This is a genomic window from Enterobacter sp. BNK-29, assembly GCF_048684785.1.
Taxonomy (GTDB): domain Bacteria; phylum Pseudomonadota; class Gammaproteobacteria; order Enterobacterales; family Enterobacteriaceae; genus Enterobacter; species Enterobacter cloacae_M.
This window is the reverse complement of the sequence record NZ_JBLQTU010000001.1, coordinates 2,315,583-2,336,107: the sequence shown is the minus strand read 5'-3', so window position 1 is coordinate 2,336,107 and position 20,525 is coordinate 2,315,583. Positions and strand designations below refer to the sequence as shown.

20 protein-coding genes are annotated in these 20,525 nt (G+C 56.8%); 8 read left to right on the top strand and 12 right to left on the bottom strand.

The genetic code is table 11. The features are described 5' to 3' along the window. Position 1: 1 nt before the first annotated feature. Entirely contained in the window at positions 2–1,462 is a 1,461-nt protein-coding gene (gene ftsY / locus ACMGGX_RS11135) for a signal recognition particle-docking protein FtsY (RefSeq protein WP_045355222.1), read from the bottom strand. Between the two features lie 127 nt (positions 1,463–1,589). Here ftsY and rsmD point away from each other — a divergent pair, with 127 nt between their 5' ends. Together rsmD and ACMGGX_RS11125 are read left to right on the top strand one after the other, a co-directional pair. Continuing rightward, a complete protein-coding gene (gene rsmD / locus ACMGGX_RS11130) occupies positions 1,590–2,192 on the top strand; it encodes a 16S rRNA (guanine(966)-N(2))-methyltransferase (RefSeq protein WP_348562217.1) in 603 nt (200 codons plus the stop codon). Next, positions 2,176–2,457, top strand: coding sequence for a DUF1145 family protein (locus tag ACMGGX_RS11125; protein WP_348562215.1), 282 nt, complete (start codon positions 2,176–2,178; stop codon positions 2,455–2,457). Before rsmD ends, ACMGGX_RS11125 begins: the two co-directional genes overlap by 17 nt. Before the next feature lie 96 nt (positions 2,458–2,553). Here ACMGGX_RS11125 and ACMGGX_RS11120 read toward each other — a convergent pair whose 3' ends face one another. Next, positions 2,554–2,913: a DUF2500 domain-containing protein gene (locus ACMGGX_RS11120; protein ID WP_348562213.1), complete on the bottom strand. Its 360-nt coding sequence runs from the start codon at positions 2,911–2,913 to the stop codon at positions 2,554–2,556. Between the two features lie 129 nt (positions 2,914–3,042). On the opposite strand from ACMGGX_RS11120, the gene ACMGGX_RS11115 reads away from it, so the two are divergent. Both ACMGGX_RS11115 and zntA read left to right on the top strand, forming a co-directional pair. Further along, positions 3,043–3,669, top strand: a complete 627-nt coding sequence (locus ACMGGX_RS11115) for a lysoplasmalogenase (RefSeq protein ID WP_024906687.1) — start codon at positions 3,043–3,045, stop codon at positions 3,667–3,669. Positions 3,670–3,745: 76 nt separating this feature from the next. Then, a complete protein-coding gene (gene zntA, locus ACMGGX_RS11110) occupies positions 3,746–5,917 on the top strand; it encodes a Zn(II)/Cd(II)/Pb(II) translocating P-type ATPase ZntA (protein ID WP_181594191.1) in 2,172 nt (723 codons plus the stop codon). An 87-nt stretch (positions 5,918–6,004) separates the two neighbouring features. On the opposite strand, the gene ubiA is transcribed toward zntA, so the two are convergent. The 5 genes from ubiA to malK form a co-directional block, all read right to left on the bottom strand. Next, positions 6,005–6,874 (bottom strand): 4-hydroxybenzoate octaprenyltransferase, encoded by an 870-nt coding sequence (gene ubiA, locus ACMGGX_RS11105; RefSeq protein WP_032662636.1) that lies wholly within the window; start codon positions 6,872–6,874, stop codon positions 6,005–6,007. 12 nt (positions 6,875–6,886) lie between these two features. After that, positions 6,887–7,384, bottom strand: coding sequence for a chorismate lyase (ubiC, locus tag ACMGGX_RS11100; RefSeq protein ID WP_045355219.1), 498 nt, complete (start codon positions 7,382–7,384; stop codon positions 6,887–6,889). A gap of 180 nt (positions 7,385–7,564) precedes the next feature. Then, the gene (gene malM, locus ACMGGX_RS11095) at positions 7,565–8,518 is read right to left on the bottom strand and encodes a maltose operon protein MalM (RefSeq protein WP_032662638.1); all 954 of its coding nucleotides are present in this window, start codon (positions 8,516–8,518) and stop codon (positions 7,565–7,567) included. 114 nt (positions 8,519–8,632) lie between these two features. Then, a complete protein-coding gene (locus tag ACMGGX_RS11090) occupies positions 8,633–9,946 on the bottom strand; it encodes a maltoporin (protein WP_029740620.1) in 1,314 nt (437 codons plus the stop codon). 71 nt (positions 9,947–10,017) lie between these two features. Next, positions 10,018–11,127: a maltose/maltodextrin ABC transporter ATP-binding protein MalK gene (gene malK / locus ACMGGX_RS11085; RefSeq protein WP_023310005.1), complete on the bottom strand. Its 1,110-nt coding sequence runs from the start codon at positions 11,125–11,127 to the stop codon at positions 10,018–10,020. 370 nt (positions 11,128–11,497) lie between these two features. On the opposite strand from malK, the gene malE reads away from it, so the two are divergent. From malE to malG, 3 genes are all read left to right on the top strand, one after another. Then, positions 11,498–12,688, top strand: coding sequence for a maltose/maltodextrin ABC transporter substrate-binding protein MalE (gene malE, locus ACMGGX_RS11080; RefSeq protein WP_023310004.1), 1,191 nt, complete (start codon positions 11,498–11,500; stop codon positions 12,686–12,688). Positions 12,689–12,813: 125 nt separating this feature from the next. After that, positions 12,814–14,358, top strand: a complete 1,545-nt coding sequence (gene malF, locus ACMGGX_RS11075) for a maltose ABC transporter permease MalF (RefSeq protein WP_063440313.1) — start codon at positions 12,814–12,816, stop codon at positions 14,356–14,358. A 14-nt stretch (positions 14,359–14,372) separates the two neighbouring features. Next, on the top strand, positions 14,373–15,263 hold the full coding sequence (gene malG / locus ACMGGX_RS11070) for a maltose ABC transporter permease MalG (RefSeq protein ID WP_023310002.1): 891 nt from the start codon (positions 14,373–14,375) through the stop codon (positions 15,261–15,263). A 97-nt stretch (positions 15,264–15,360) separates the two neighbouring features. On the opposite strand, the gene psiE is transcribed toward malG, so the two are convergent. Next, positions 15,361–15,771 carry a phosphate-starvation-inducible protein PsiE gene (gene psiE, locus ACMGGX_RS11065; protein WP_000202963.1) on the bottom strand — a complete coding sequence of 137 codons (411 nt, stop codon included), beginning with the start codon at positions 15,769–15,771 and terminating at the stop codon, positions 15,361–15,363. A gap of 96 nt (positions 15,772–15,867) precedes the next feature. On the opposite strand from psiE, the gene ACMGGX_RS11060 reads away from it, so the two are divergent. Then, the gene (locus tag ACMGGX_RS11060) at positions 15,868–16,320 is read left to right on the top strand and encodes an acyltransferase (RefSeq protein WP_045355214.1); all 453 of its coding nucleotides are present in this window, start codon (positions 15,868–15,870) and stop codon (positions 16,318–16,320) included. A 77-nt stretch (positions 16,321–16,397) separates the two neighbouring features. On the opposite strand, the gene ACMGGX_RS11055 is transcribed toward ACMGGX_RS11060, so the two are convergent. From ACMGGX_RS11055 to yjbE, 4 genes are all read right to left on the bottom strand, one after another. Then, on the bottom strand, positions 16,398–18,494 hold the full coding sequence (locus ACMGGX_RS11055) for a YjbH domain-containing protein (RefSeq protein ID WP_420298367.1): 2,097 nt from the start codon (positions 18,492–18,494) through the stop codon (positions 16,398–16,400). Then, positions 18,494–19,231 (bottom strand): capsule biosynthesis GfcC D2 domain-containing protein, encoded by a 738-nt coding sequence (locus ACMGGX_RS11050; RefSeq protein WP_420298366.1) that lies wholly within the window; start codon positions 19,229–19,231, stop codon positions 18,494–18,496. Before ACMGGX_RS11050 ends, ACMGGX_RS11055 begins: the two co-directional genes overlap by 1 nt. Next, a complete protein-coding gene (locus tag ACMGGX_RS11045; protein ID WP_420298365.1) occupies positions 19,228–19,866 on the bottom strand; it encodes a YjbF family lipoprotein in 639 nt (212 codons plus the stop codon). The genes ACMGGX_RS11050 and ACMGGX_RS11045 overlap by 4 nt, the downstream gene beginning before the upstream one ends. 63 nt (positions 19,867–19,929) lie before the next feature. Next, on the bottom strand, positions 19,930–20,172 hold the full coding sequence (yjbE, locus tag ACMGGX_RS11040; protein ID WP_008503423.1) for an exopolysaccharide production protein YjbE: 243 nt from the start codon (positions 20,170–20,172) through the stop codon (positions 19,930–19,932). Positions 20,173–20,525 lie beyond the last annotated feature (353 nt).

Genomic DNA, 20,525 nt, shown 5'->3' with positions numbered 1-20,525 from the left:
GTTAGTCCTCTCGGGCAAATAATGCCTCAATAAAGTCGTCCGCCTTAAACGGACGCAAATCCTCAATACGCTCGCCCACACCGATGTAGCGGATAGGAATGCCGAACTGGTCGGCCACGGAGAAGATCACCCCGCCTTTCGCGGTACCGTCCAGCTTGGTCAGCGCGATCCCGGTCAGTCCTACCGCTTCAGTGAACAGCTTCGCCTGACTGATGGCGTTCTGTCCGGTGCTGGCATCAATGGTCAGCATAATTTCATGCGGCGCGTCTTCGTCCAGCTTCTTCATGACGCGGACGATTTTCTTCAACTCTTCCATCAGGTGCGATTTGTTCTGCAAACGCCCTGCGGTATCGGCAATCAGCACGTCCACGTTGCGCGCCTTCGCCGCCTGGATGGCATCGAAGATCACGGACGCGGAATCCGCGCCGGTATGCTGGGCAATCACCGGAATGTTGTTGCGCTGGCCCCAAACCTGCAGCTGCTCAACCGCTGCCGCGCGGAAGGTATCGCCCGCCGCCAGCATCACCGATTTGCCCTGCTGCTCGAACTGACGCGCCAGCTTGCCGATGGTGGTGGTTTTACCCACGCCGTTCACGCCAACCATCAGAATAACAAATGGCGTTTTGCCTTCAATATTAAGCGGTTCGTCAACTTTTGCGAGAATTTCACCCATCTCGTCTTTCAGCAGACCGTACAGCGCTTCGGCGTCGCGCAGCTGTTTGCGGCTCGCCCCTTCGGTCAGATTGGCGATGATCTTACGGGTGGTTTCCACGCCGACGTCCGCAATCAGCAGCTGTTCCTCCAGCTCTTCAAAGAGATCGTCGTCGATCTTCTTGCCGCGGAACAGACTGATAAATCCGGAACCTAAGTTTTCTTTGGTTTTGAGCAGGCTGCGCTTCAGGCGCGCGAAGAAACCTTCTTTGGTCGGTTTTTCCTGCTCCTGGACGCTCTCTTCTTCGGCCTGCTCTTCTACCGGCACGACGATAACCGCTTCTTCCGCGGCTTCTGCCGCCAGCGCCTGGGCTTCCAGCTCTTCGTCGGTAAGCTCTGGCTCAAGTGCCGCTTCTTCTTCCACCGCCTCAACAATTTCAACGGTTTCCGCTTCCGCCTGCCACTCTTCGGCAGACACCTCTTCGGCTTTCACCTCTTCCGGCAGCGGCAGCTCTTCATGCTCGATAACGGCCTGTGGCGCTTCGGTAATGTCCTCAACGATAATCGGTTCTGGCTTCTCGCTCTCCTGAACCTGTTCAGTGACCTCAACCACCTCTTGTGCAAAGGATTCAATCTCTTCTTTGCTGTGCGCCGTTTCTTCCGCTTCGACTACCGCGGCGGTTTCTACAGGCGTTTCAGGCTGTGACTGCTCTTCAACGGCTTGTTGCTCTTCGGTTTTCTGTTCTGTTTCTTGCTCTTTTTCACCGAAGCCCAGCCAGGAAAAGAAGCCACGTTTTTTTTGTTTTGCCATCTGCGACTACACTCCTCGCGGCGCTATATACATGGAAGCTAAAAAAATGATGAAATAGTCTAACACTTTACTTAATTGACATCACCGCCCGCAATCGCAGGCCAATTGTTAACAGAGCTTTCCTGAGATGAAGAAACCCAACCGCGCCCCGGCCGGTCAAATTCGTATTATCGGCGGTCAGTGGCGAGGCCGGAAATTACCGGTGCCGGACAGCCCCGGTTTACGCCCTACTACCGACCGCGTGCGCGAGACGCTGTTTAACTGGCTGGCCCCGTCAATGGTAGACGCCCACTGCCTGGACTGCTTCGCCGGAAGCGGCGCGCTCGGCCTGGAAGCGCTGTCGCGCTATGCCGCCAGCGCCACGCTGCTGGAGATGGAGCGCGGCGTTGCGCAGACGCTGCAGCAAAATCTGGCGACGCTAAAGGCGAGCAACGCCAAAGTCGTGAACACCAACACGCTGAGTTTTCTTGCGCAGAAAGGTACGCCGCATAACGTGGTGTTTGTCGATCCGCCGTTCCGTAAAGGGCTGCTGGAAGAGACGTTATCCCTGCTGGAGCAAAACGGCTGGCTGGCGGATGACGCGCTAATTTACGTTGAAAGCGAAGTGGAAAACGGTTTGCCGCCGGTTCCCGCCCACTGGGATCTGCACCGCGAAAAGGTCGCCGGCCAGGTCGCTTATCGTCTTTATCACCGTCAGGCACAAGGAGGCTCCGATGCCGCTACTGATTAACCTGGGACGTTTGCTGATGCTGGGCGTCTGGGCATTTTTGATTTTAAATCTTGTGCACCCGTTCCCGCGCCCGATGAATATTTTCGTTAACGTGGCGCTGATTTTCACGTCGTTTATGCACGCCCTGCAGATGGTGATGCTGAAAAACGGCCTGCCGAAAGACGGCCCGCAGATGACGGGCTGGCAGCAGCTGCGCGTGTTTATTTTCGGCGTGTTTGAACTGCTGGTGTGGATGAAAAAGTTTAAGGCGCAGGTGAAGAAGTAAGGGGCGGCCTGATGCTCTCACCCTAACCCTCTCCCACAGGGAGAGGGGAACGATTACACCCTCTCCCTGTGGGAGAGGGCCGGGGAGAGGGGAAAATTACCGCTCCGGTTCAAACCCTTCAAACCGCGACCCTTTGTAGCTCAGCGTCCCTTTCTCCCCCACCGTCAGCTGATGGTACTGCTGCGCCTCCAGGCGGAAGGTCATCTCCAGGCCGCCCGCTTCCGGCTTAAAGCTCGCTTCATAGCGCATTGCTGTGCCCGCAGGCGTCACCTGCTGCTGGCGGGAGCGGCGGTCGTTGAGCGGTTTCTCGCGTTTGTTGATCACCTCCACGCGCTTTTGCATCAGCGGCGCGGCATCGTTATCCGCCTTCTCGCGGCGCTGCTGCACGAAACGGAACGAGGCGGCAATGACGATAATCGCCACCACGATAATGAAAAAAAGCGGCATCTTGCTCATTCGACAATCCCATCAGATTTTGCGGAATTCAGGATACCTTGCCTCCCCCGCCATTGCCAAACGCCCGCCCGCGTCACTACACTGGATCAGAAACTGATTATTCAGACTTAACAGATACAGGGAGTTAATATGCTTTGGTCATTTATCGCTGTCTGTTTTTCCGCATGGCTTTATGTCGATGCGTCGTACCGCGGTCCCACCTGGCAGCGCTGGTTGTTTAAACCGGTCACGCTGTTGCTCCTGCTGCTGCTGGCCTGGCAAGCGCCGATGTTTAACGCCGTCAGCTATCTGGTGCTCGCCGGGCTGTGTGCATCCCTGATTGGCGATGCCTTAACCCTGCTGCCGCGCCAGCGCCTGCTCTACGCCGTTGGGGCGTTCTTCCTGTCTCATCTGCTCTATACCATCTACTTTGCCAGCCAGATGACGCTCTCCTTCTTCTGGCCGCTGCCGCTGGTGCTGCTGGTGATTGGCGCGCTGCTGATTGCGGTGATCTGGTCACGTCTGGAAGAGATGCGTTTGCCGGTCTGTACCTTTATCGCCATGACGCTGGTGATGGTGTGGCTGGCGGGCGAGCTGTGGTTCTTCCGTCCGACCGCTCCGGCGATGTCCGCGTTCTTCGGCGCCGCGCTGCTGCTGATCGGGAATGTCGTCTGGCTGGGCAGCCACTATCGCCGCCGCTTCCGGGCGGATAACGCGATTGCCGCCGCCTGTTACTTTGCCGGGCATTTCCTGATTGTGCGTTCGCTGTATATCTAAATAGCGCTTGACTCTGGAGTCGACTCCAGAGTGTATGCTGCGGTTAATGAGAAAATTATCATTGCCGGAGACTGCCATGTCGACTCCAGAAATACCTAAAAAAGTTCCTCAATTCTCGGCACTTAAGCTCAGCCCGGCTCCGTCGAAAGACGACTGCTGCTGCGAAGGCGCGTGCGAAACGCCAACTCAACCCCTTCCTGAAAGCGGCAACCGCTTCAGCTGGGTCGTCAACGGCATGGACTGCGCGGCCTGCGCCCGCAAGGTGGAAAACGCCGTCAAACAAGTGTCGGGCGTGAGTCACGTTCAGGTGCTGTTCGCCACCGAAAAGCTGCTGGTTAGCGCCGATAGCGACGTCAGCAGACAGGTTGAAGCCGCCGTCAGCCAGGCGGGCTATACCCTGCGCAGCGAAACGGCGCCCGTTGAAAAAACCTCCTCCCTGAAAGAAAACCTGCCGCTCATTACCCTCATCATCCTGATGGCCCTGAGCTGGGGTCTGGAGCAGATTAACCATCCGTTCGGCAATCTGGCGTTTATCGCCACCACGCTGGTCGGCCTGTTCCCGATTGCCCGTCAGGCGCTTCGCCTGATGAAAAGCGGCAGCTGGTTTGCCATCGAAACGCTGATGAGCGTGGCGGCAATCGGCGCGCTGTTCATTGGCGCGACGGCAGAAGCGGCGATGGTGCTGCTGCTGTTCTTAATCGGCGAACGTCTTGAGGGCTGGGCGGCGAGCCGGGCGCGTAAAGGGGTCAGCGCGCTGATGGCGCTGAAGCCGGAAACCGCCACTCGCGTCATAAACGGCACGCGTGAAACGGTCGCCATCAACACGCTGCGCCCGGGCGACGTGATTGAAGTGGCCGCAGGGGGGCGTCTGCCCGCAGACGGCGCGCTGCTTACCGCCACCGCGAGCTTTGATGAAAGCGCCCTGACCGGGGAATCCATTCCGGTAGAGCGTGCCGCGGGTGAAAAAGTACCTGCTGGCGCCACCAGCGTCGACCGTCTGGTGCAGCTCACCGTGCTTTCCGAGCCGGGCGACAGCGCCATCGACCGTATCCTGAAGCTGATTGAAGAGGCCGAAGAGCGCCGCGCGCCGGTCGAACGCTTTATCGATCGCTTCAGCCGGATTTATACCCCTGCCATCATGCTGGTTGCCCTGCTGGTCACCGTCGTCCCGCCGCTGTTCTTTGGCGCGCCGTGGGAGGGCTGGATTTATAAAGGGCTGACGCTGCTGCTGATTGGCTGCCCGTGCGCGCTGGTGATTTCCACCCCGGCGGCGATTACCTCAGGTCTGGCGGCAGCGGCGCGTCGCGGCGCGCTGATTAAGGGCGGCGCGGCGCTGGAGCAGCTGAGTCAGGTTCAGCATATCGCCTTCGATAAAACCGGTACGCTGACCGTGGGCAAGCCGCAGGTGACCGGCGTCTATCCGCAGGACATCAGTGAAGATGAGCTGCTGACCCTGGCCGCCGCCGTTGAGCAGGGGTCCACTCACCCGCTGGCGCAGGCGATTGTGCGAGAAGCGCAGTCGCGCGGGCTGGACATCCCTCCGGCAACCGCCCAGCGGGCGCTGGTCGGGTCAGGGATTGAGGCCATCGTTGAAGGTAAAAAGGTACTGATTGTCGCGGCGGGCAAGTCTTCTAATCCAGAGGTTGAGGCGTTAGAACAGACCGGACAAACCGTCGTGACCGTTATGCAGGACGGCGTCGCGAAAGGGATGCTGGCGCTGCGCGATACCCTGCGCGATGACGCCAAAGAAGCCGTGGCGGCGCTGCACAAGCTGGGCGTGCAGGGCGTTATTCTTACCGGCGATAACCCTCGCGCGGCGGCAGCGATTGCCGGTGAGCTGGGGCTGGAGTTTAAAGCCGGATTGTTGCCTGCGGATAAGGTCAGCGCCGTGACGGAGCTGAACGCTCGCGCGCCGCTGGCAATGGTCGGTGACGGGATTAACGATGCTCCGGCGATGAAAGCGTCCACCATCGGTATAGCGATGGGCAGCGGTACCGACGTGGCGCTGGAAACGGCTGACGCGGCATTGACGCACAACCGCCTGACCGGGCTGGCGCAGATGATTAGCCTGGCGCGGGCGACGCGGGCCAACATCCGTCAGAACATCGGCATTGCGCTCGGGCTGAAAGGAATTTTCCTCGTGACGACCCTGCTTGGCATGACCGGACTGTGGCTGGCGGTGCTGGCGGATACCGGGGCAACGGTGCTGGTGACGGCGAACGCGCTCCGGCTGCTGCGTCGCCGATAAAAAAAGCCCGGTGGCGCTAACGCTTACCGGGCCTCCATGTCCTGCTAACTCGTGGGTCGGGTAAGGCGAAGCCGCCACCCGACTTTTTTATAAGAAATAGCTCATCGCCAGGCCTAAAAACAGCACCAGACCAACGTAGTTATTGTTCATAAACGCTTTAAAACAGGCGTCACGTTCACGCTTCGCAATCAGCTTTTGCTGGTACGCAAACAGCAGTCCCGCCACCAGCACGGACCAGTAAAACTCCCAGTTCAGCCCGTTCAGGCGACCGATCGCAACCATCAGCGCCAGTACCGCAACCTGCAGGATACCGATAATCAGCTTGTCCTGACGACCAAAGAGGATGGCGGTGGATTTGATACCAATCTTCAGGTCATCGTCGCGATCTACCATCGCGTATTGCGTGTCATACGCCACGGCCCAGAGAATGTTCGCCAGGAACATCAGCCAGCAGCTGAGCGGTAAGGACTCACTAACCGCCGCAAACGCCATCGGAATCGACCAGCCAAACGCTGCGCCCAGCACCACCTGAGGCAGGTGGGTATAGCGCTTCATAAACGGATAAACCCAGGCTAACGCCAGCGCCGCAACGGAAAGCAGAATGGTCATGGTGTTGAGGGTTAACACCAACAGGAAAGAGAGCAGCACCAGAACAATGAACAGCACGCGGGCTTCTTTCCCGGTGACCTGCCCGCTGGGTAACGGACGACCGGCAGTACGCTTAACATGACCGTCGAATTTACGATCGGCATAGTCATTCACCACACAGCCCGCCGCGCGCATCAGCCAGACGCCGGCGACGAACACGGCCAGGATCCACAGCGGCGGCACGCCCGGCGTGGCGAGCCACAGCGCCCACAGGGTCGGCCACAGCAGCAGTAACGCGCCAATGGGTTTATCGGTACGCATTAAGCGGTGATACGCCAACAGCTTATTCTGCGTCAGGCTCCACTCCATTTTTTCTTCCTCTTAGTACAACGGTGATGCCGGTAAAAAAAGCTCCGTCAGAATTAACGGTTTACCGCTCAGGCGAAGGCGGGAACGACGCCCCCAGAGTTCGGCATCACGACCAATCTCAATAAAATCCCGGGTAAGCTCAGACGAGGTGAAAAGGTAGCGCCCCAGCGGCGTTTTCCCCAGACGTTGCAGCGCCAGCTCTGGCCCGGAAAGGGTGGACTCGGGCACCACCGTCCGCCCGGCAAGCCAAGGCTCACCATCAGCACAGAGTAAAATTTCGCGCAGCCAGTAGCGTGGTTCGTGCGGCAGCAGCGGCAGCTCGCTGGCGATCTCATCGCCAGAGACAAACCCTTCCTGAATCAGGGTCACCGTGACCGTTTTACCCTGTTGCTCAAAACGTTTCGTCATGGAATCTTCCAGCAACAACCAGTCCAGTTGCTGCGGATCAAGCGCAGGTATTTGGTCGAAATAGCGCAGCGCACGCAGTTGCGTTAGCGCAGGGTGTGACATGCCAGACTCTCCGATACATAACGTAATGGCATTGTATCGCAGAAACACGGATTGAGGGGGGCCAAACGTTATTTAACGATCACGATCGCAACATGGGCGCAACAGCCTGGCGGCTACGAAAAAAAGTGCGCCCACTCAGGCGCACCAAACTACTAACAAATCAGCACTGTGGGGAAACGGTTACCCCTTGCCTTTTACACTGCTGATAAAGGTGGAACGGGCAGTGGTTGAACCTAAACGTTCGGCTTCATCAAGCAGTTTCAGCGCTTTATCGACATCGCCGCGCTTCACCGCCTGCTTAATGGCGTTGTTGAAGTACTCTTCGGTGTCGTTCAGTACCGGCTCGGCTTTCTTCGCCGGGGCAGGCGCTGCGGTCGCTACCGGTGCGGCTGCCGTGGCAGCTGGCGCGGTATAAACAGGTGCAGCAGTGTTACCTACAGTGACAGGGCCGGTGCCGGAGGAGCCAAACAGCGGGCCGACCAGCACGCTGGACGCATTGTTAGTTGAGACTTTCAGTTTGAGCAGGCCGTCGGTGACGTGGCGCGCTAACGGATCCGGGATATCCGGAACAGAGTTACCCGTTCCTTTGGCGTAGGCTTTTGCCGGATCGATAAGCTTAGTGGTCTGCTGTAGATCTTTTTCAGTCGTGAAAACCAGAACATAAATCTTCTGCTGTCCCAACGCTGGCGTCAGGCGCATTTTGCCTTCCAGACGGTCGGCGCTCATGACGCCAGGCTCCTGATAACTAAAGTACTCGCTTGGGAAGAAGGCAGACGGCGTCAGATTCTGATCCAGAATCAGCACGTTTGGTGCAAAAACGCTGGTTTGCTTGTTCACTTCGCTGGTCAGCGTCAGGGTTAGCTCACCAATGTTAGCCGGTACGCTGTAGGCGGCAACCGGCCCGGTGATACCCGGCACGTTCAGCTGCTGGCCGCCCGTAGAAAGCTGTGTCGACTGGGTTTTGGATTGATCAACTGGCGTCCACGTCAGCTGCTGGAGGGCCGCCGCCGGGATAGCCGGCGCAGCGCTGGTATTTTGTGGTACGAAATTCACGTCTGCAAAGGAGACCGCCGGAACACAGGCCATCAGCCCCGCAGAGAGGCACAGCGCGACGAGACTTTTCTTCATTTTCATTGTTATTACCTCTGATAGCGTGAGCACTGCGGTGGCCAGGCAATAGCGCGCAGCACCCTAAGGATAGAGGGGCTTGCGCCCCTCTTTTTAGGTCATTACGTCAGGTCTAACGAATTACCACCAGATTTCCATCTGGGCACCGAAGGTCCACTCATCAGAGTCGCCGCGGCTGAAGGTTTTTGCGGACGTGTCGCTGTACGCAATACCAGAGTCATAGCCTGCACCGGAGTCGCCGTTCGCGTAGCCCCATTTCTCATCCCATTTCGCGTAGGTTGCGAAGACACGGATAGCCGGACGGGACCAGATGCTGTCGCCAGCCTGCCATTGCTGTGCCAGGGTGATTTTGTACTGGCTGTTAGTGTCGTCAGTTTTCTGAGACTTGACGTTGTCGTAGCCCACTTCCAGCAGGGTGCTCATGATTGGCGTCCATTTGTACATAGGACGAACACCGACAGTCCACCATTTGGTGCCGTTGTTGTTATCCAGGTTGATGTCCTGGTACATACCCACGTACATCAGATCCCAGGAGTCGCCCAGAGAGATCGCACCGTGGTCCAGCACACGCCACATGTCGCCGTTGTTGTTGATGCTACCACCTTCCGCACGGCCCTTGCCGTTGGAGGTCATAGAGTCAGTTGCGTACTGCAGCACAAATTTGTTAAAGCCCTTCAGCATGCTCTGGGTATGTTCAGCAGTGAACATCCAGCCGTCTTTAGACGCGCCAGGCTGCAGGTAGTAATCATCAGGAATATTGGTGTGACCATAATCAACACCGAACTCCAGCGTACCGCCTTCGTTGACCTGCATCTGTGCTAAACGGACGTCGAAGACATCGTTCGGTACCAGGTTGTCATAAATACGGTTACCCAGCGCGTCACGATCGGCAAAGGTCGCTGAGCCGCCCGCTTCAGAAGAACGGGTTGCGGCCAGAGAGAGCTTACCGAAGCCCAGGTCGATGTTTTCGATACCCGCACCAGGACCTGAAATATCCCAGTAGTAGAAGTCGATCATGTGAACGTCATGACGCTGATAGAAGCGCTTACCGGCCCAGATGGTGGAACCTGGCAGTGCTTCAATGAGGTTTTTACCCTGCACGTTAGCTTCACGGAAGGCCGGGCTGGTGGATTCCCAGTCGTTCTGCTGAGAAACGGAATACGCGACGTTGGTGTCGAAGTAGAAGCTCTTATCGCCCTCTTTCCACACTTCCTGGCCCAGTTTCAGTTCAGCGTAGGTCTCACATTCGTTACCGAGACGGTATTTACTTTGAGCACCTGTTGCCTGGAAGCATTGCTGCTCACCGCCACTCCCGGTCCAGCCAATACCGGAACGAGCATAACCTTTAAAGTCCACGGCGCCTGCCTGGGCAGACAGGATGCCTGCCGCAATGGCGATTGCCAGAGGGACTTGTTTGCGCAGAGTAATCATCATTCTATCTCCTGAGATCATTGCTTTTCTTTGAACACTTCACCTGTCGGTTTCGTGTCTTCTTTTGGGATTGCTTAAACGCCTGGCTCTTTGTGCAACCGACGACATGCAGTGCCATCCTCACGGAACAGATGGCAACGCTCTGGCGGCAAGCCGATAGCGAATGTGGCACCCTCTTCTACCAACACCACGTCGTTCTGGCGGTAGACCAGGTTCTGACGGATGGCGGGGATCTGGATATGAATCTGTGTTTCGTGACCAAGCTGTTCGACGACCTGAACGTCACCTTCCAGGGTCACATCAGCGATGTGGCTCGGCAGCAGGTGTTCAGGACGAATACCAAGGGACATGTTTGCCCCGACCTGTACGTTGGCGCTGTCGACCGGCAGCCAGACCTGCTGGCGGTTTGGCAGCTCCACCTGTACCTGTTCAATGGCTGTCGCGGTCACTTTGACGGGCAGGAAGTTCATCTTTGGCGAGCCAATGAAGCCCGCAACAAAGCGGTCTGCCGGATAGTGATAAAGCTCCAGCGGTTTACCCACCTGCGCCACGCGGCCGGCATCCAGCACCACGATTTTGTCGGCGAGGGTCATCGCTTCCACCTGATCGTGAGTGACGTAAATCATCGTGCGGCCAAGACGCTTGTGCAGACGGGAGATTTCAATTCGCATCTGGACGCGCAGGGCGGCATCCAGGTTAGAGAGAGGTTCATCGAGCAGGAACACGCGCGGTTCGGCCACCAGGGTACGGCCAATCGCCACACGCTGACGCTGACCACCGGAAAGCGCTTTTGGTTTACGCTCCAGCAGGTGGGCCAGCTGTAACACTTCCGCCACCTGCGTCACGCGCTGGTTAATGACTTCTTTCTTCGCGCCGGCCAGCTTCAGGCCAAAGGACATATTTTCGGCAACGGAAAGGTGTGGATAGAGTGCATAAGACTGGAACACCATACCGACGCCACGTTCGGCAGGCGGGATGTCGTTCATTCGGGTATCACCAATCAGCAGGTCGCCGCTGGTAATCGTTTCAAGACCGGCAATCATACGCAGCAGAGTAGATTTACCACAGCCTGATGGGCCAACAAACACCACGAATTCGCCTTCGTTGATGTCCAGATTGATGTCTTTCGACACCACAACGTCACCCCAGGCTTTCGTTACATTACGCAGCTGTACGCTCGCCATGCCCTTCTCCCTTCGTTACAACCTGTCACCGACAGAAACATTCAAGATAAGTTCACTATGGGGTATCCATTACTTTCCCGAATCCTCCACCCCCCGCCTTTTTTATGGGGGAGGAGGCGGGAGGATGAGGGAGCAGGCTCTGCGACCGCCGCGGGCGGGCTGAGGCAAAATTCGTGAAGCCGCCTGCAAAATTCGGTGGGTTTTTATGTGCGCCAGCACTCATAACTTAAATTTATGCAACGGAGATCACACAAACGGGGGGTGGGGCGTAGGGGTTGGGAGGATGGAAAGAGGATGTCAAATAAGGAGACTGAGTCACGTTGAACCACCTTATGTATCCACGAGCACATCACCAAAAAGGATGGCAGATATGAATATCAAGACTGGCGCACGCGTTTTCGCATTGTCCGCCCTTGCAGCAATGATGGTTTCCGCCCCAGCGCTCGCCAAAATTGAAGAAGGCAAGCTGGTTATCTGGATTAACGGCGACAAGGGCTATAACGGCCTGGCCGAAGTGGGCAAAAAATTCGAAAAAGATACCGGCATCAAAGTTACCGTAGAACACCCGGACAAGCTGGAAGAGAAGTTCCCGCAGGTTGCAGCAACCGGCGACGGCCCGGACATCATCTTCTGGGCGCATGACCGTTTCGGGGGTTACGCGCAGTCTGGCCTGCTGGCAGAAGTGACGCCAGATAAAGCCTTCCAGGACAAGCTGTTCCCGTTCACCTGGGATGCCGTTCGCTATAACGGCAAGCTGATCGCTTACCCAATCGCGGTTGAAGCCCTGTCTCTGATTTACAACAAAGACCTCGTACCAAACCCACCGAAAACCTGGGAAGAGATCCCGAAACTGGATAAAGAGCTGAAGGCGAAAGGTAAATCCGCCCTGATGTTCAACCTGCAAGAGCCGTACTTCACCTGGCCGCTGATTGCTGCAGACGGCGGTTACGCGTTCAAGTTTGAAAACGGCAAATATGACGTGAAAGACGTGGGCGTGGACAACGCTGGCGCGAAAGCGGGTCTGACCTTCCTGGTGGATCTGATCAAGAACAAACACATGAACGCGGATACCGACTACTCCATCGCGGAAGCGGCGTTCAACAAAGGCGAAACCGCGATGACCATCAACGGTCCGTGGGCCTGGACCAACATCGACAAGAGCAAAGTCAACTACGGCGTAGCGCTGCTGCCAACCTTCAAAGGCAAGCCGTCTAAACCGTTCGTTGGCGTGCTGAGCGCGGGCATCAACGCCGCCAGCCCGAACAAAGAGCTGGCGAAAGAGTTCCTGGAAAACTACCTGCTGACCGATCAGGGTCTGGATGAAGTGAACAAGGACAAACCGCTGGGCGCCGTCGCGCTGAAATCCTTCCAGGATCAGCTGGCGAAAGACCCACGTATCGCGGCCACCATGGATAACGCCCAGAAAGGCGAAATCATGCCGAACATCCCACAGATGGCCGCATTCTGGTACGCCACCCGTACCGCGGTCATCAACGCAGCAAGCGGTCGTCAGACTGTCGATGCCGCGCTGAAAGATGCTCAGGGTCGTATTACTAAGTAATGACGTAGTCCCCTCTCCCTTTGGGAGAGGGTTAGGGTGAGGGTTGGCGCTATCCGCACGCCCCCACCCCGGCCCTCTCCCCCAGGAGAGGGAGAAAAGATCAAACGTTGTAGAGGAAAAACCCCATGGATGTCATTAAAAAGAAACGCTGGTGGCAAAGCGACGCGCTGAAGTGGTCAGCGATAGGTCTGCTGTGTCTGCTGGTGGGTTACCTTGTTGTTTTAATGTACGTACAAGGGGAATATCTGTTCGCCATCATGACGCTGATTTTAAGCTCTGCTGGCCTGTATATTTTCGCTAATCGTAAAGCCTATGCCTGGCGCTATGTCTACCCGGGCGTGGCCGGGATGGGGCTGTTTGTCCTGTTCCCGCTGATTTGTACCATCGCCATTGCGTTTACCAACTACAGCAGCACCAACCAGCTTGCGCAGGAACGCGCGCAGCAGGTCCTGCTGGATCGCTCATATCAGGCAGGCAAGACCTTTAACTTCGGCCTGTATCCTGACGGTAACGAGTGGAAGTTAGCGCTTACTGACGAAGCAAACAGCAAATACTATGTCTCCGACGCGTTCAAATTTGGCGGCGAGCAGAAGCTGGCCTTAAAAGAGGCACAGGCCCTGCCGGAAGGTGAACGTGCCAACCTGCGCGTCATTACCCAGAACCGTCAGGCGCTGACCCAGCTCACCGCCGTGCTGCCAGACGAAAGCAAGGTGACCATGAGCTCGCTGCGCCAGTTCTCCGGCACGCAGCCGCTGTATACCCTGGCGGACGACGGCACGCTGACCAACAACCAGAGCGGCGTGAAATATCGTCCGAATAACGACATTGGTTTCTATCAGTCCATTACTGCCGACGGCAAATGGGGTGATGACAAGCTCAGCCCGGGCTATACCGTCACCATCGGCTGGGACAACTTTACCCGCGTGTTTACCGACGAAGGCATTCAGAAACCGTTCTTCGCCATCTTCGTCTGGACGGTGGTCTTCTCGGTGCTGACGGTGATCCTGACCGTGGCCGTGGGCATGGTGCTGGCCTGTCTGGTCCAGTGGGAATCCCTGAAAGGCAAAGCGATTTACCGCGTGCTGCTGATCCTGCCGTATGCCGTACCGTCGTTTATCTCGATTCTGATTTTCAAAGGGCTGTTTAACCAGAGCTTCGGTGAAATCAACATGATGCTGAGCGCCCTTTTCGGCATCAAACCGGCCTGGTTCAGCGACCCGACCACCGCTCGCTCGATGATTATCATCGTGAACACCTGGCTCGGTTATCCGTACATGATGATCCTGTGCATGGGCCTGCTGAAGGCTATCCCGGACGATCTGTACGAAGCCTCGGCGATGGACGGCGCGGGCCCGTTCCAGAACTTCTTTAAAATTACGCTGCCGCTGCTCATTAAGCCGCTGACGCCGCTGATGATTGCCAGCTTCGCCTTTAACTTTAACAACTTCGTGCTGATTCAGCTGTTGACCAACGGCGGCCCGGACCGCCTTGGCACCACGACGCCAGCAGGCTATACCGACCTGCTCGTGAGCTACACCTACCGTATCGCCTTCGAAGGCGGCGGCGGCCAGGACTTCGGTCTGGCAGCAGCGATTGCCACCCTGATCTTCCTGCTGGTTGGCGCTCTGGCGATTGTGAACCTGAAAGCCACACGTATGAAATTTGATTAAGGAGGGCATCAATCATGGCAATGGTACAACCCAAATCTCAGAAGTTGCGCCTCCTGGCGACGCACTTAGGCCTGCTGATTTTCATCGCGGCGATCATGTTCCCGCTGCTGATGGTTATCGCCATCTCTCTGCGTTCGGGTAACTTCGCAACGGGGAGCCTGATCCCGGACGAAATCTCCTGGGAGCACTGGAAGCTCGCGCTGGGCTTCAGCGTGGAACATGCGGATGGCCGCGTCACGCCGCCGCCGTTCCCGGTGCTGCTGTGGCTGTGGAACTCGGTGAAAATCGCAGGCATTACCGCCATTGGTATCGTGGCGCTTTCCACCACCTGCGCCTACGCCTTCGCCCGCATGCGTTTCCCGGGCAAAGCGACGCTGCTGAAAGGGATGCTGATTTTCCAGATGTTCCCGGCCGTGCTGTCGCTGGTGGCGTTGTATGCCCTGTTTGACCGTCTGGGCCAGTACGTACCCTTTATCGGCCTGAACACCCACGGCGGCGTGATCTTCGCCTATCTTGGCGGTATCGCACTGCATGTATGGACCATTAAGGGCTATTTCGAAACTATCGACGGCTCGCTGGAAGAAGCGGCCGCGCTGGATGGCGCAACCCCGTGGCAGGCGTTCCGCCTGGTGCTGCTGCCGCTGTCGGTGCCGATTCTGGCGGTAGTGTTTATCCTGTCGTTTATCGCTGCGATCACCGAAGTACCGGTTGCCTCACTGTTACTGCGTGATGTGAACAGCTACACCCTGGCCGTAGGTATGCAGCAATACCTCAACCCGCAAAACTACCTGTGGGGCGACTTTGCCGCGGCGGCCGTACTTTCCGCCATCCCGATTACCGTGGTGTTCCTGCTGGCCCAGCGCTGGCTGGTCAACGGCCTGACGGCGGGCGGTGTGAAAGGTTAAGTTTCATTTTGTTATGCCACTGCAACCCTCAACTTTAGACGTATTGTATTGACCCAACTTGTGACTGTTGTTAGGCGGCCTCCGGGCCGCCATTTTTTTATTCGCGTTTCAGCCGCTTCGAGTTGCACAGCCAGAGGGTGATCACCAGCAGCAGGATCGCCGCCGAGTAGATCAGCACGTCGAGCGGGGATTTATGATCGACGATGATCAGCCGCACTATCGCAGTGATCCCAATGTAGACAAAATAACGCAGCGGGAAGTGAAAGCCGGACTGAAAGTACTTCACAATCAGGGCGATAAATTCAAAGTAGAGAAAGTAGACCACCAGGCCTTCCACCAGCGCATATTTGCTGGTTTGTTCAGGGGCGAACAGTACATCCGCAAGATGCACCGTCTCTTTACCCAAAAAGACGACCAGTATCAGGCCAAGGCTCAACAGACCGAGGTTCAGCACGGTCTGGAGGATCGTTGAGATAAACTCAACGCGCGGGCGAGTCAGGGATGTCATACAGCACCTCATTCTCCAGGGCGAGGTTCCTGTATAACGCAAAAATGTGACGGGGATCTATATTTTTTAATTATGTTTTATGTAGGAAGAAAACCGATGGAGCGTAAACAAACCGGGGTTCGCAACGTGACCTGTGGCGACAATGTGATCGTATATGAGCCTGCTAACCTTTATGACTGTGTGCTGGGCAACGGCGTATTCGTCGGCCCGTTTGTTGAAATCCAGGGCAATACGCGCATCGGTGACGACTGCAAAATCCAGTCGCACACCTTCATCTGCGAGTATGTCACTATTGGTCAGCGTTGCTTTGTTGGTCATGGCGTGATGTTTGCCAACGATATGTTTCGGGAGGGGAAACCGAACGCCGACCGAGAGAGCTGGGGCCATATTACCGTGGGGAATGATGTTTCGATAGGCAGTGGAGCGACCATTCTGGCGGTATCCATCTGCGACGGTGCGGTGATTGGTGCAGGGAGCGTGGTAACAAAATCGATCGTCGAGAAAGGTGTCTATGCCGGGAACCCGGCGAGGCTACTGCGCCGCTTGTGATTCGCCCGGTGGCGCTGCGCTTACCGGGCCTACAAAATAGCAGGCCGGGCAAACGCGGTGCCGCCCGGCGTGAAGCATCAGCGGAAGTTAATGTTCTTATCGCTCGTCATGTCATACAGCTGGAACTTACGTCCAAGCTGCTGACCCCCGTCACGCGTCAGCGGCGTCCAGCCAATCGCCGCGCGGCTGCGGGTTGGGCCTGACGAGAACAGATCCAGCGGAATCGACACGTAGACCCCTTTGGTGAAGTCCCCTTCCCCGTACTCGTCCGGCGAGACGTTGGTGATGGTGGCGTAGCCGCCCACCACGACGCCACTGTCGAAGTGTTTAGAGATATCCAGCGTGCCGCCCTTATCGCCCGCCAGGTACTGGCCGACGCTGGCTTTCACCAGCACGTCAGGGGCGAACGACGGCGTCCAGTAGGCGGTCAGATGGCCCGTTTTGACGCTGTAGTCGGTGAACTTCATCATGTCCTGCGCGCTGCGCCAGTCACGCTGCTTGACGTAGTTGGCATCAACCCCGAACGCCCAGTTGCTGTCGACAGGACGATAAAGCACTTCCGCCCCCGCGCCGCCGTACATGGTTTCCAGATACCCGCCGTACACCTGGCCGTAGAAGCCGTTGCCGAAGTACTGGAAGTAGTTGGCCTGCAGGTTATTCACGTAGGCATCGTTCTGCACGTATTCACGCACGCGGGTACGCACGCGCGGCAGCGTCGAGTCTTTTGGTGGGTTGGTGTAGTTGAATTTGTCGTAGTTGTTAGCGATGTTGCCGAACAGGCTGCCGGTGGTCAGCAGGTGGTCGGTGACCCACAGATCCGCTGTCGCCATCACGCCCAGCTGATACATGTAGAAGTTTTCAGGCCCGCCGACGGACTGGTTCAGCACCGGATCGATATGGAAATCGAAGCGCGATTTGTCGATATACCAGCCCTGCTCGGTGGTTTCCGGCACCACGGGCTCGATGCGTTTTTGCACCAGCTCGGTTTCATGCCCGAGCGGCTCGCCTTCCAGATGGCGCTTGAGGCTGGCAACGTCCGTTTCGGTTGTGACCTGCGGCAGGTTGAGACGGTTCTCCGTCACGCGGATCGTGCGGATCCCCTCCGGCAGATCGTTCATAACGATCCGGTTGGCGCGTTCGATCCCTTCGCGCGAGTCGCGGTATTTCACCTGCTCGCCGGTGACGTAAAGCGTATCGCCCTTGGTCTGAATCTTCGGATCCGCCAGGCCGGCATTGTATTTCAACAGCGTCAGCTGGTTTGCCACCACGGAGTGCTGCAGAATCGCATCCTGCGGCTCCGGCCGGTATGCAGGGCGCGCGTTATCATTGTAGTGCGGACGCATGTCGTTAAAGTTGGTGCGCAGCGTGAAGCCAAACATCACCGTATTGCCGCGCTCGTAGCTGAGGTTAACGTCGGCCCAGTCGGTGACGCGATAAATGGCGCCGACGTTAAACTTGCTCTTCTGCTCAATCTTCCCGGCGAAGTCCTGCGAGTAGTCATTCCCTTCATATTCCAGCTTCAGGCGTAATGGCTGCCAGGGCGTTTGATACTCTACGCCGCCAAACAGCGATGCCGGGCCGTGGAACATCTGATCCCCGTTGATGGAACCGGCTTTTTTGTAGCTGTTATCGCGATAGCAGTATTTGTCGCTGTAGGAGCAAAACGGGTTTTTCACGTTACCGCTGGTGCCGAGATAGCCCCATCCCAGGCCGAGCGAGAAGTCGAACGGTCCCCAGGCTTTGCTGGCCACGATGTATTCCGCATCAAACAGACCGGTACCGCCGATATCTTTGGCGCCCACGGACACCTGCGGCATCCAGTAGCTCTCTTCCCACAGGCGCAGCTTGACGTCGAAGGCTTTATCTTTGTAGGTCTGATCGCCGGAGAACGCCTCAACGCTGCTGTATTGTTTCGTACGCACGTCGGTATAGCGCAGCGTGGTTTCAAGCCACGGGAACAGCTGTACCGAGGCGGAGTAGTAGCGATACTGGTCGTTATCACGGTAGTTAAGGCTAATTTCCCCTTCGCGCGCCATACGCGCGGTGGGCGTTTGCAGTAAACCGACGCCGCCGAAGTCTGACTGAGACGGGCCAATGGGTGCCGGATACGTTTCTGCATGGCAGGCGGCACTCACGCAGAGCGCCAGCATGCTGTAGAGATAGGTTTTTTTCATTATTCCGGTATCCGCTGAATCAGGGAGTGAAGGATATCGGCGTTAAGCCCGTCATACGCCTTCGTCCAGAAATGGTCGGCAAAACCGACAAAAATGATGCTGCCCGGCATAGGTTCGATGTGCCGTTTATTCCAGTAAGCGACGGGGGCTTTCTGCGTGTGCCCGTCAGGGTAAACCACCCAGGCGTAGCTGTTATCGGCACCGCTCAGCAGGCTCTGCTCGTCGAGGTAGCTCGCCACGTCACGACCGGGCGTAAAGGGCTTTTTACCCGGGCTGCTGATTAGCCCCATCACGGTCACCGTCGTCGGCTTCACCGGCAGCCAGAGCGTATATTCCCCTTCAAGCGTGGGGTTGCCCTTTTCCGTGACGCGCACTTCATCGGGATCAAGATTCACGTTCTGACGGCCCGTCACCTTCAGCGCCTGCAGCTGCTGGCAAACGCTGTTAATGGCCGCCGCGTCGTCGCCATCTTCCTGCTCCGCTAACCCCGTCAGCCTGGCAAGGAGCGCCTTGTGCTGTTGTTCCGCTTCAGCGGTCTTCTGACGTTCAGCGATCACTGCCCCCGGCCACCAGCTGTTGGCGAGCCTTGGCTGTCCGACGAGATCGAGCAGATGCTCAGCGTGGGTTAAGGTTTTGGGTTTTTCACTGTCCGGCGTGTAGACCTTCACCGTCCCTGCGGACCATGCCAGCGGCGCGGCAAGGCTGGCGATAAGCGCAACGTGGATGAGCGTTTTCATGATTTCGCCGCCTTGATCAGGGTGGTTTTCACCGGGAAGAATCCGGCACCGAGATACTGCAGGGAGTGGCGGATCTGCCCTTCCTCGTCGATCCAGAAGCGGTTGTGCCAGGTGGCCTGGTCGGTGGTGACTTCTTCATCCAGCACGCGGACACGGGTTTCGTCGCTGCCGACTTTCACGCTGTCCGTGCCGTCCCAGCGGAAAGTCGAGCGTGCCGTGGCGTAACGCACCTGCTTATGTTCGGTCCAGCCCATCGTGCGCGCCCAGCTTGCGCCGTCGGCGATCTGGTTCGGCTTGATCAGCGGATCGGCAGCGATATTATTCACTTCCAGCAGGTTGTCGCCGCCCAACAGGGTTTTCACGATACGACCATGCTGCGTCACGATGGTGGCCTGATCCTGCGTCACCCATTTCTGCTGCCCGTTTTCATCGAAAGCGAGCACCACAAACAGCTGCGGGCCATCGTTTAGCTGCATGTACTGGCTGGCATAGGGCATGTTTTGAAGTTCGTCATCGGTCAGATGCACGCCCGGTGTACCGAACATGCTTTCCCACAGTGAGTTTCCCAGCCCTTTGGTGGTGGCCGAGCACGCCTGCAGCAGCAGGCAAATCAGAATGATTGCAGGTCGCTTCACGACTCTTCTCCGAAGGGGCGAAATAACCACACCGAAGTGTGGTTATGATTAAAACACCCGCTATTACTGGGTGCTGGTTGTCGTGGTGGTCGTGGTTCCGGTATTGGAGCCATCACCGCCACCGGTTGCCGCCAGCGCGACACCCACGGCTGAACTTACGGTGCTGGCGCTGGCTGCGGTAGAACTTCCCGCAGACGCAGACGTCGCAGCCGAACCTGCCGCTTCCCCGACCTGAACCGGAGCTGCATAGACAGATGTCGCCGCAAGCGCAGATATGGCAAAAATGCCATACAGTACTTTCTTCATAACAATTTCCCTTCAATGAATGAATGGAGATTTGCCCGAAAAGAATTTCAGGCGGAATCGAGTATACACAACTACTGCCGTGGGTTTGCCGTAAGGGGAAATAGGGATGGAGTTTTCGGACTAATGGTTAAAATGGAAATGAAAGACAAATAACATAAATATATAATTGTTATAAATCAATAAATTATAATATAAGCATATTAATGAACCACTACGTATTTTCTTAAAATAAACCGCAGGAATTAACGGGTTAAGCGTCTTTTTCGGATTAAACTCAGATTCAGAATTTGAGTTAACTAACAGACATCAGGAATTATCCGATAAAAAAATGCCGGCATTAAGCCGGCACGTTT

Coding starts and splice junctions, on each gene's coding strand:
- ftsY (WP_045355222.1), bottom strand. CDS start 1,462: ATGGCAAAACAAAAAAAACGTGGCTTCTTTTCCTGGCTGGGCTTCGGT.
- rsmD (WP_348562217.1), top strand. CDS start 1,590: ATGAAGAAACCCAACCGCGCCCCGGCCGGTCAAATTCGTATTATCGGC.
- ACMGGX_RS11125 (WP_348562215.1), top strand. CDS start 2,176: ATGCCGCTACTGATTAACCTGGGACGTTTGCTGATGCTGGGCGTCTGG.
- ACMGGX_RS11120 (WP_348562213.1), bottom strand. CDS start 2,913: ATGAGCAAGATGCCGCTTTTTTTCATTATCGTGGTGGCGATTATCGTC.
- ACMGGX_RS11115 (WP_024906687.1), top strand. CDS start 3,043: ATGCTTTGGTCATTTATCGCTGTCTGTTTTTCCGCATGGCTTTATGTC.
- zntA (WP_181594191.1), top strand. CDS start 3,746: ATGTCGACTCCAGAAATACCTAAAAAAGTTCCTCAATTCTCGGCACTT.
- ubiA (WP_032662636.1), bottom strand. CDS start 6,874: ATGGAGTGGAGCCTGACGCAGAATAAGCTGTTGGCGTATCACCGCTTA.
- ubiC (WP_045355219.1), bottom strand. CDS start 7,384: ATGTCACACCCTGCGCTAACGCAACTGCGTGCGCTGCGCTATTTCGAC.
- malM (WP_032662638.1), bottom strand. CDS start 8,518: ATGAAAATGAAGAAAAGTCTCGTCGCGCTGTGCCTCTCTGCGGGGCTG.
- ACMGGX_RS11090 (WP_029740620.1), bottom strand. CDS start 9,946: ATGATGATTACTCTGCGCAAACAAGTCCCTCTGGCAATCGCCATTGCG.
- malK (WP_023310005.1), bottom strand. CDS start 11,127: ATGGCGAGCGTACAGCTGCGTAATGTAACGAAAGCCTGGGGTGACGTT.
- malE (WP_023310004.1), top strand. CDS start 11,498: ATGAATATCAAGACTGGCGCACGCGTTTTCGCATTGTCCGCCCTTGCA.
- malF (WP_063440313.1), top strand. CDS start 12,814: ATGGATGTCATTAAAAAGAAACGCTGGTGGCAAAGCGACGCGCTGAAG.
- malG (WP_023310002.1), top strand. CDS start 14,373: ATGGCAATGGTACAACCCAAATCTCAGAAGTTGCGCCTCCTGGCGACG.
- psiE (WP_000202963.1), bottom strand. CDS start 15,771: ATGACATCCCTGACTCGCCCGCGCGTTGAGTTTATCTCAACGATCCTC.
- ACMGGX_RS11060 (WP_045355214.1), top strand. CDS start 15,868: ATGGAGCGTAAACAAACCGGGGTTCGCAACGTGACCTGTGGCGACAAT.
- ACMGGX_RS11055 (WP_420298367.1), bottom strand. CDS start 18,494: ATGAAAAAAACCTATCTCTACAGCATGCTGGCGCTCTGCGTGAGTGCC.
- ACMGGX_RS11050 (WP_420298366.1), bottom strand. CDS start 19,231: ATGAAAACGCTCATCCACGTTGCGCTTATCGCCAGCCTTGCCGCGCCG.
- yjbE (WP_008503423.1), bottom strand. CDS start 20,172: ATGAAGAAAGTACTGTATGGCATTTTTGCCATATCTGCGCTTGCGGCG.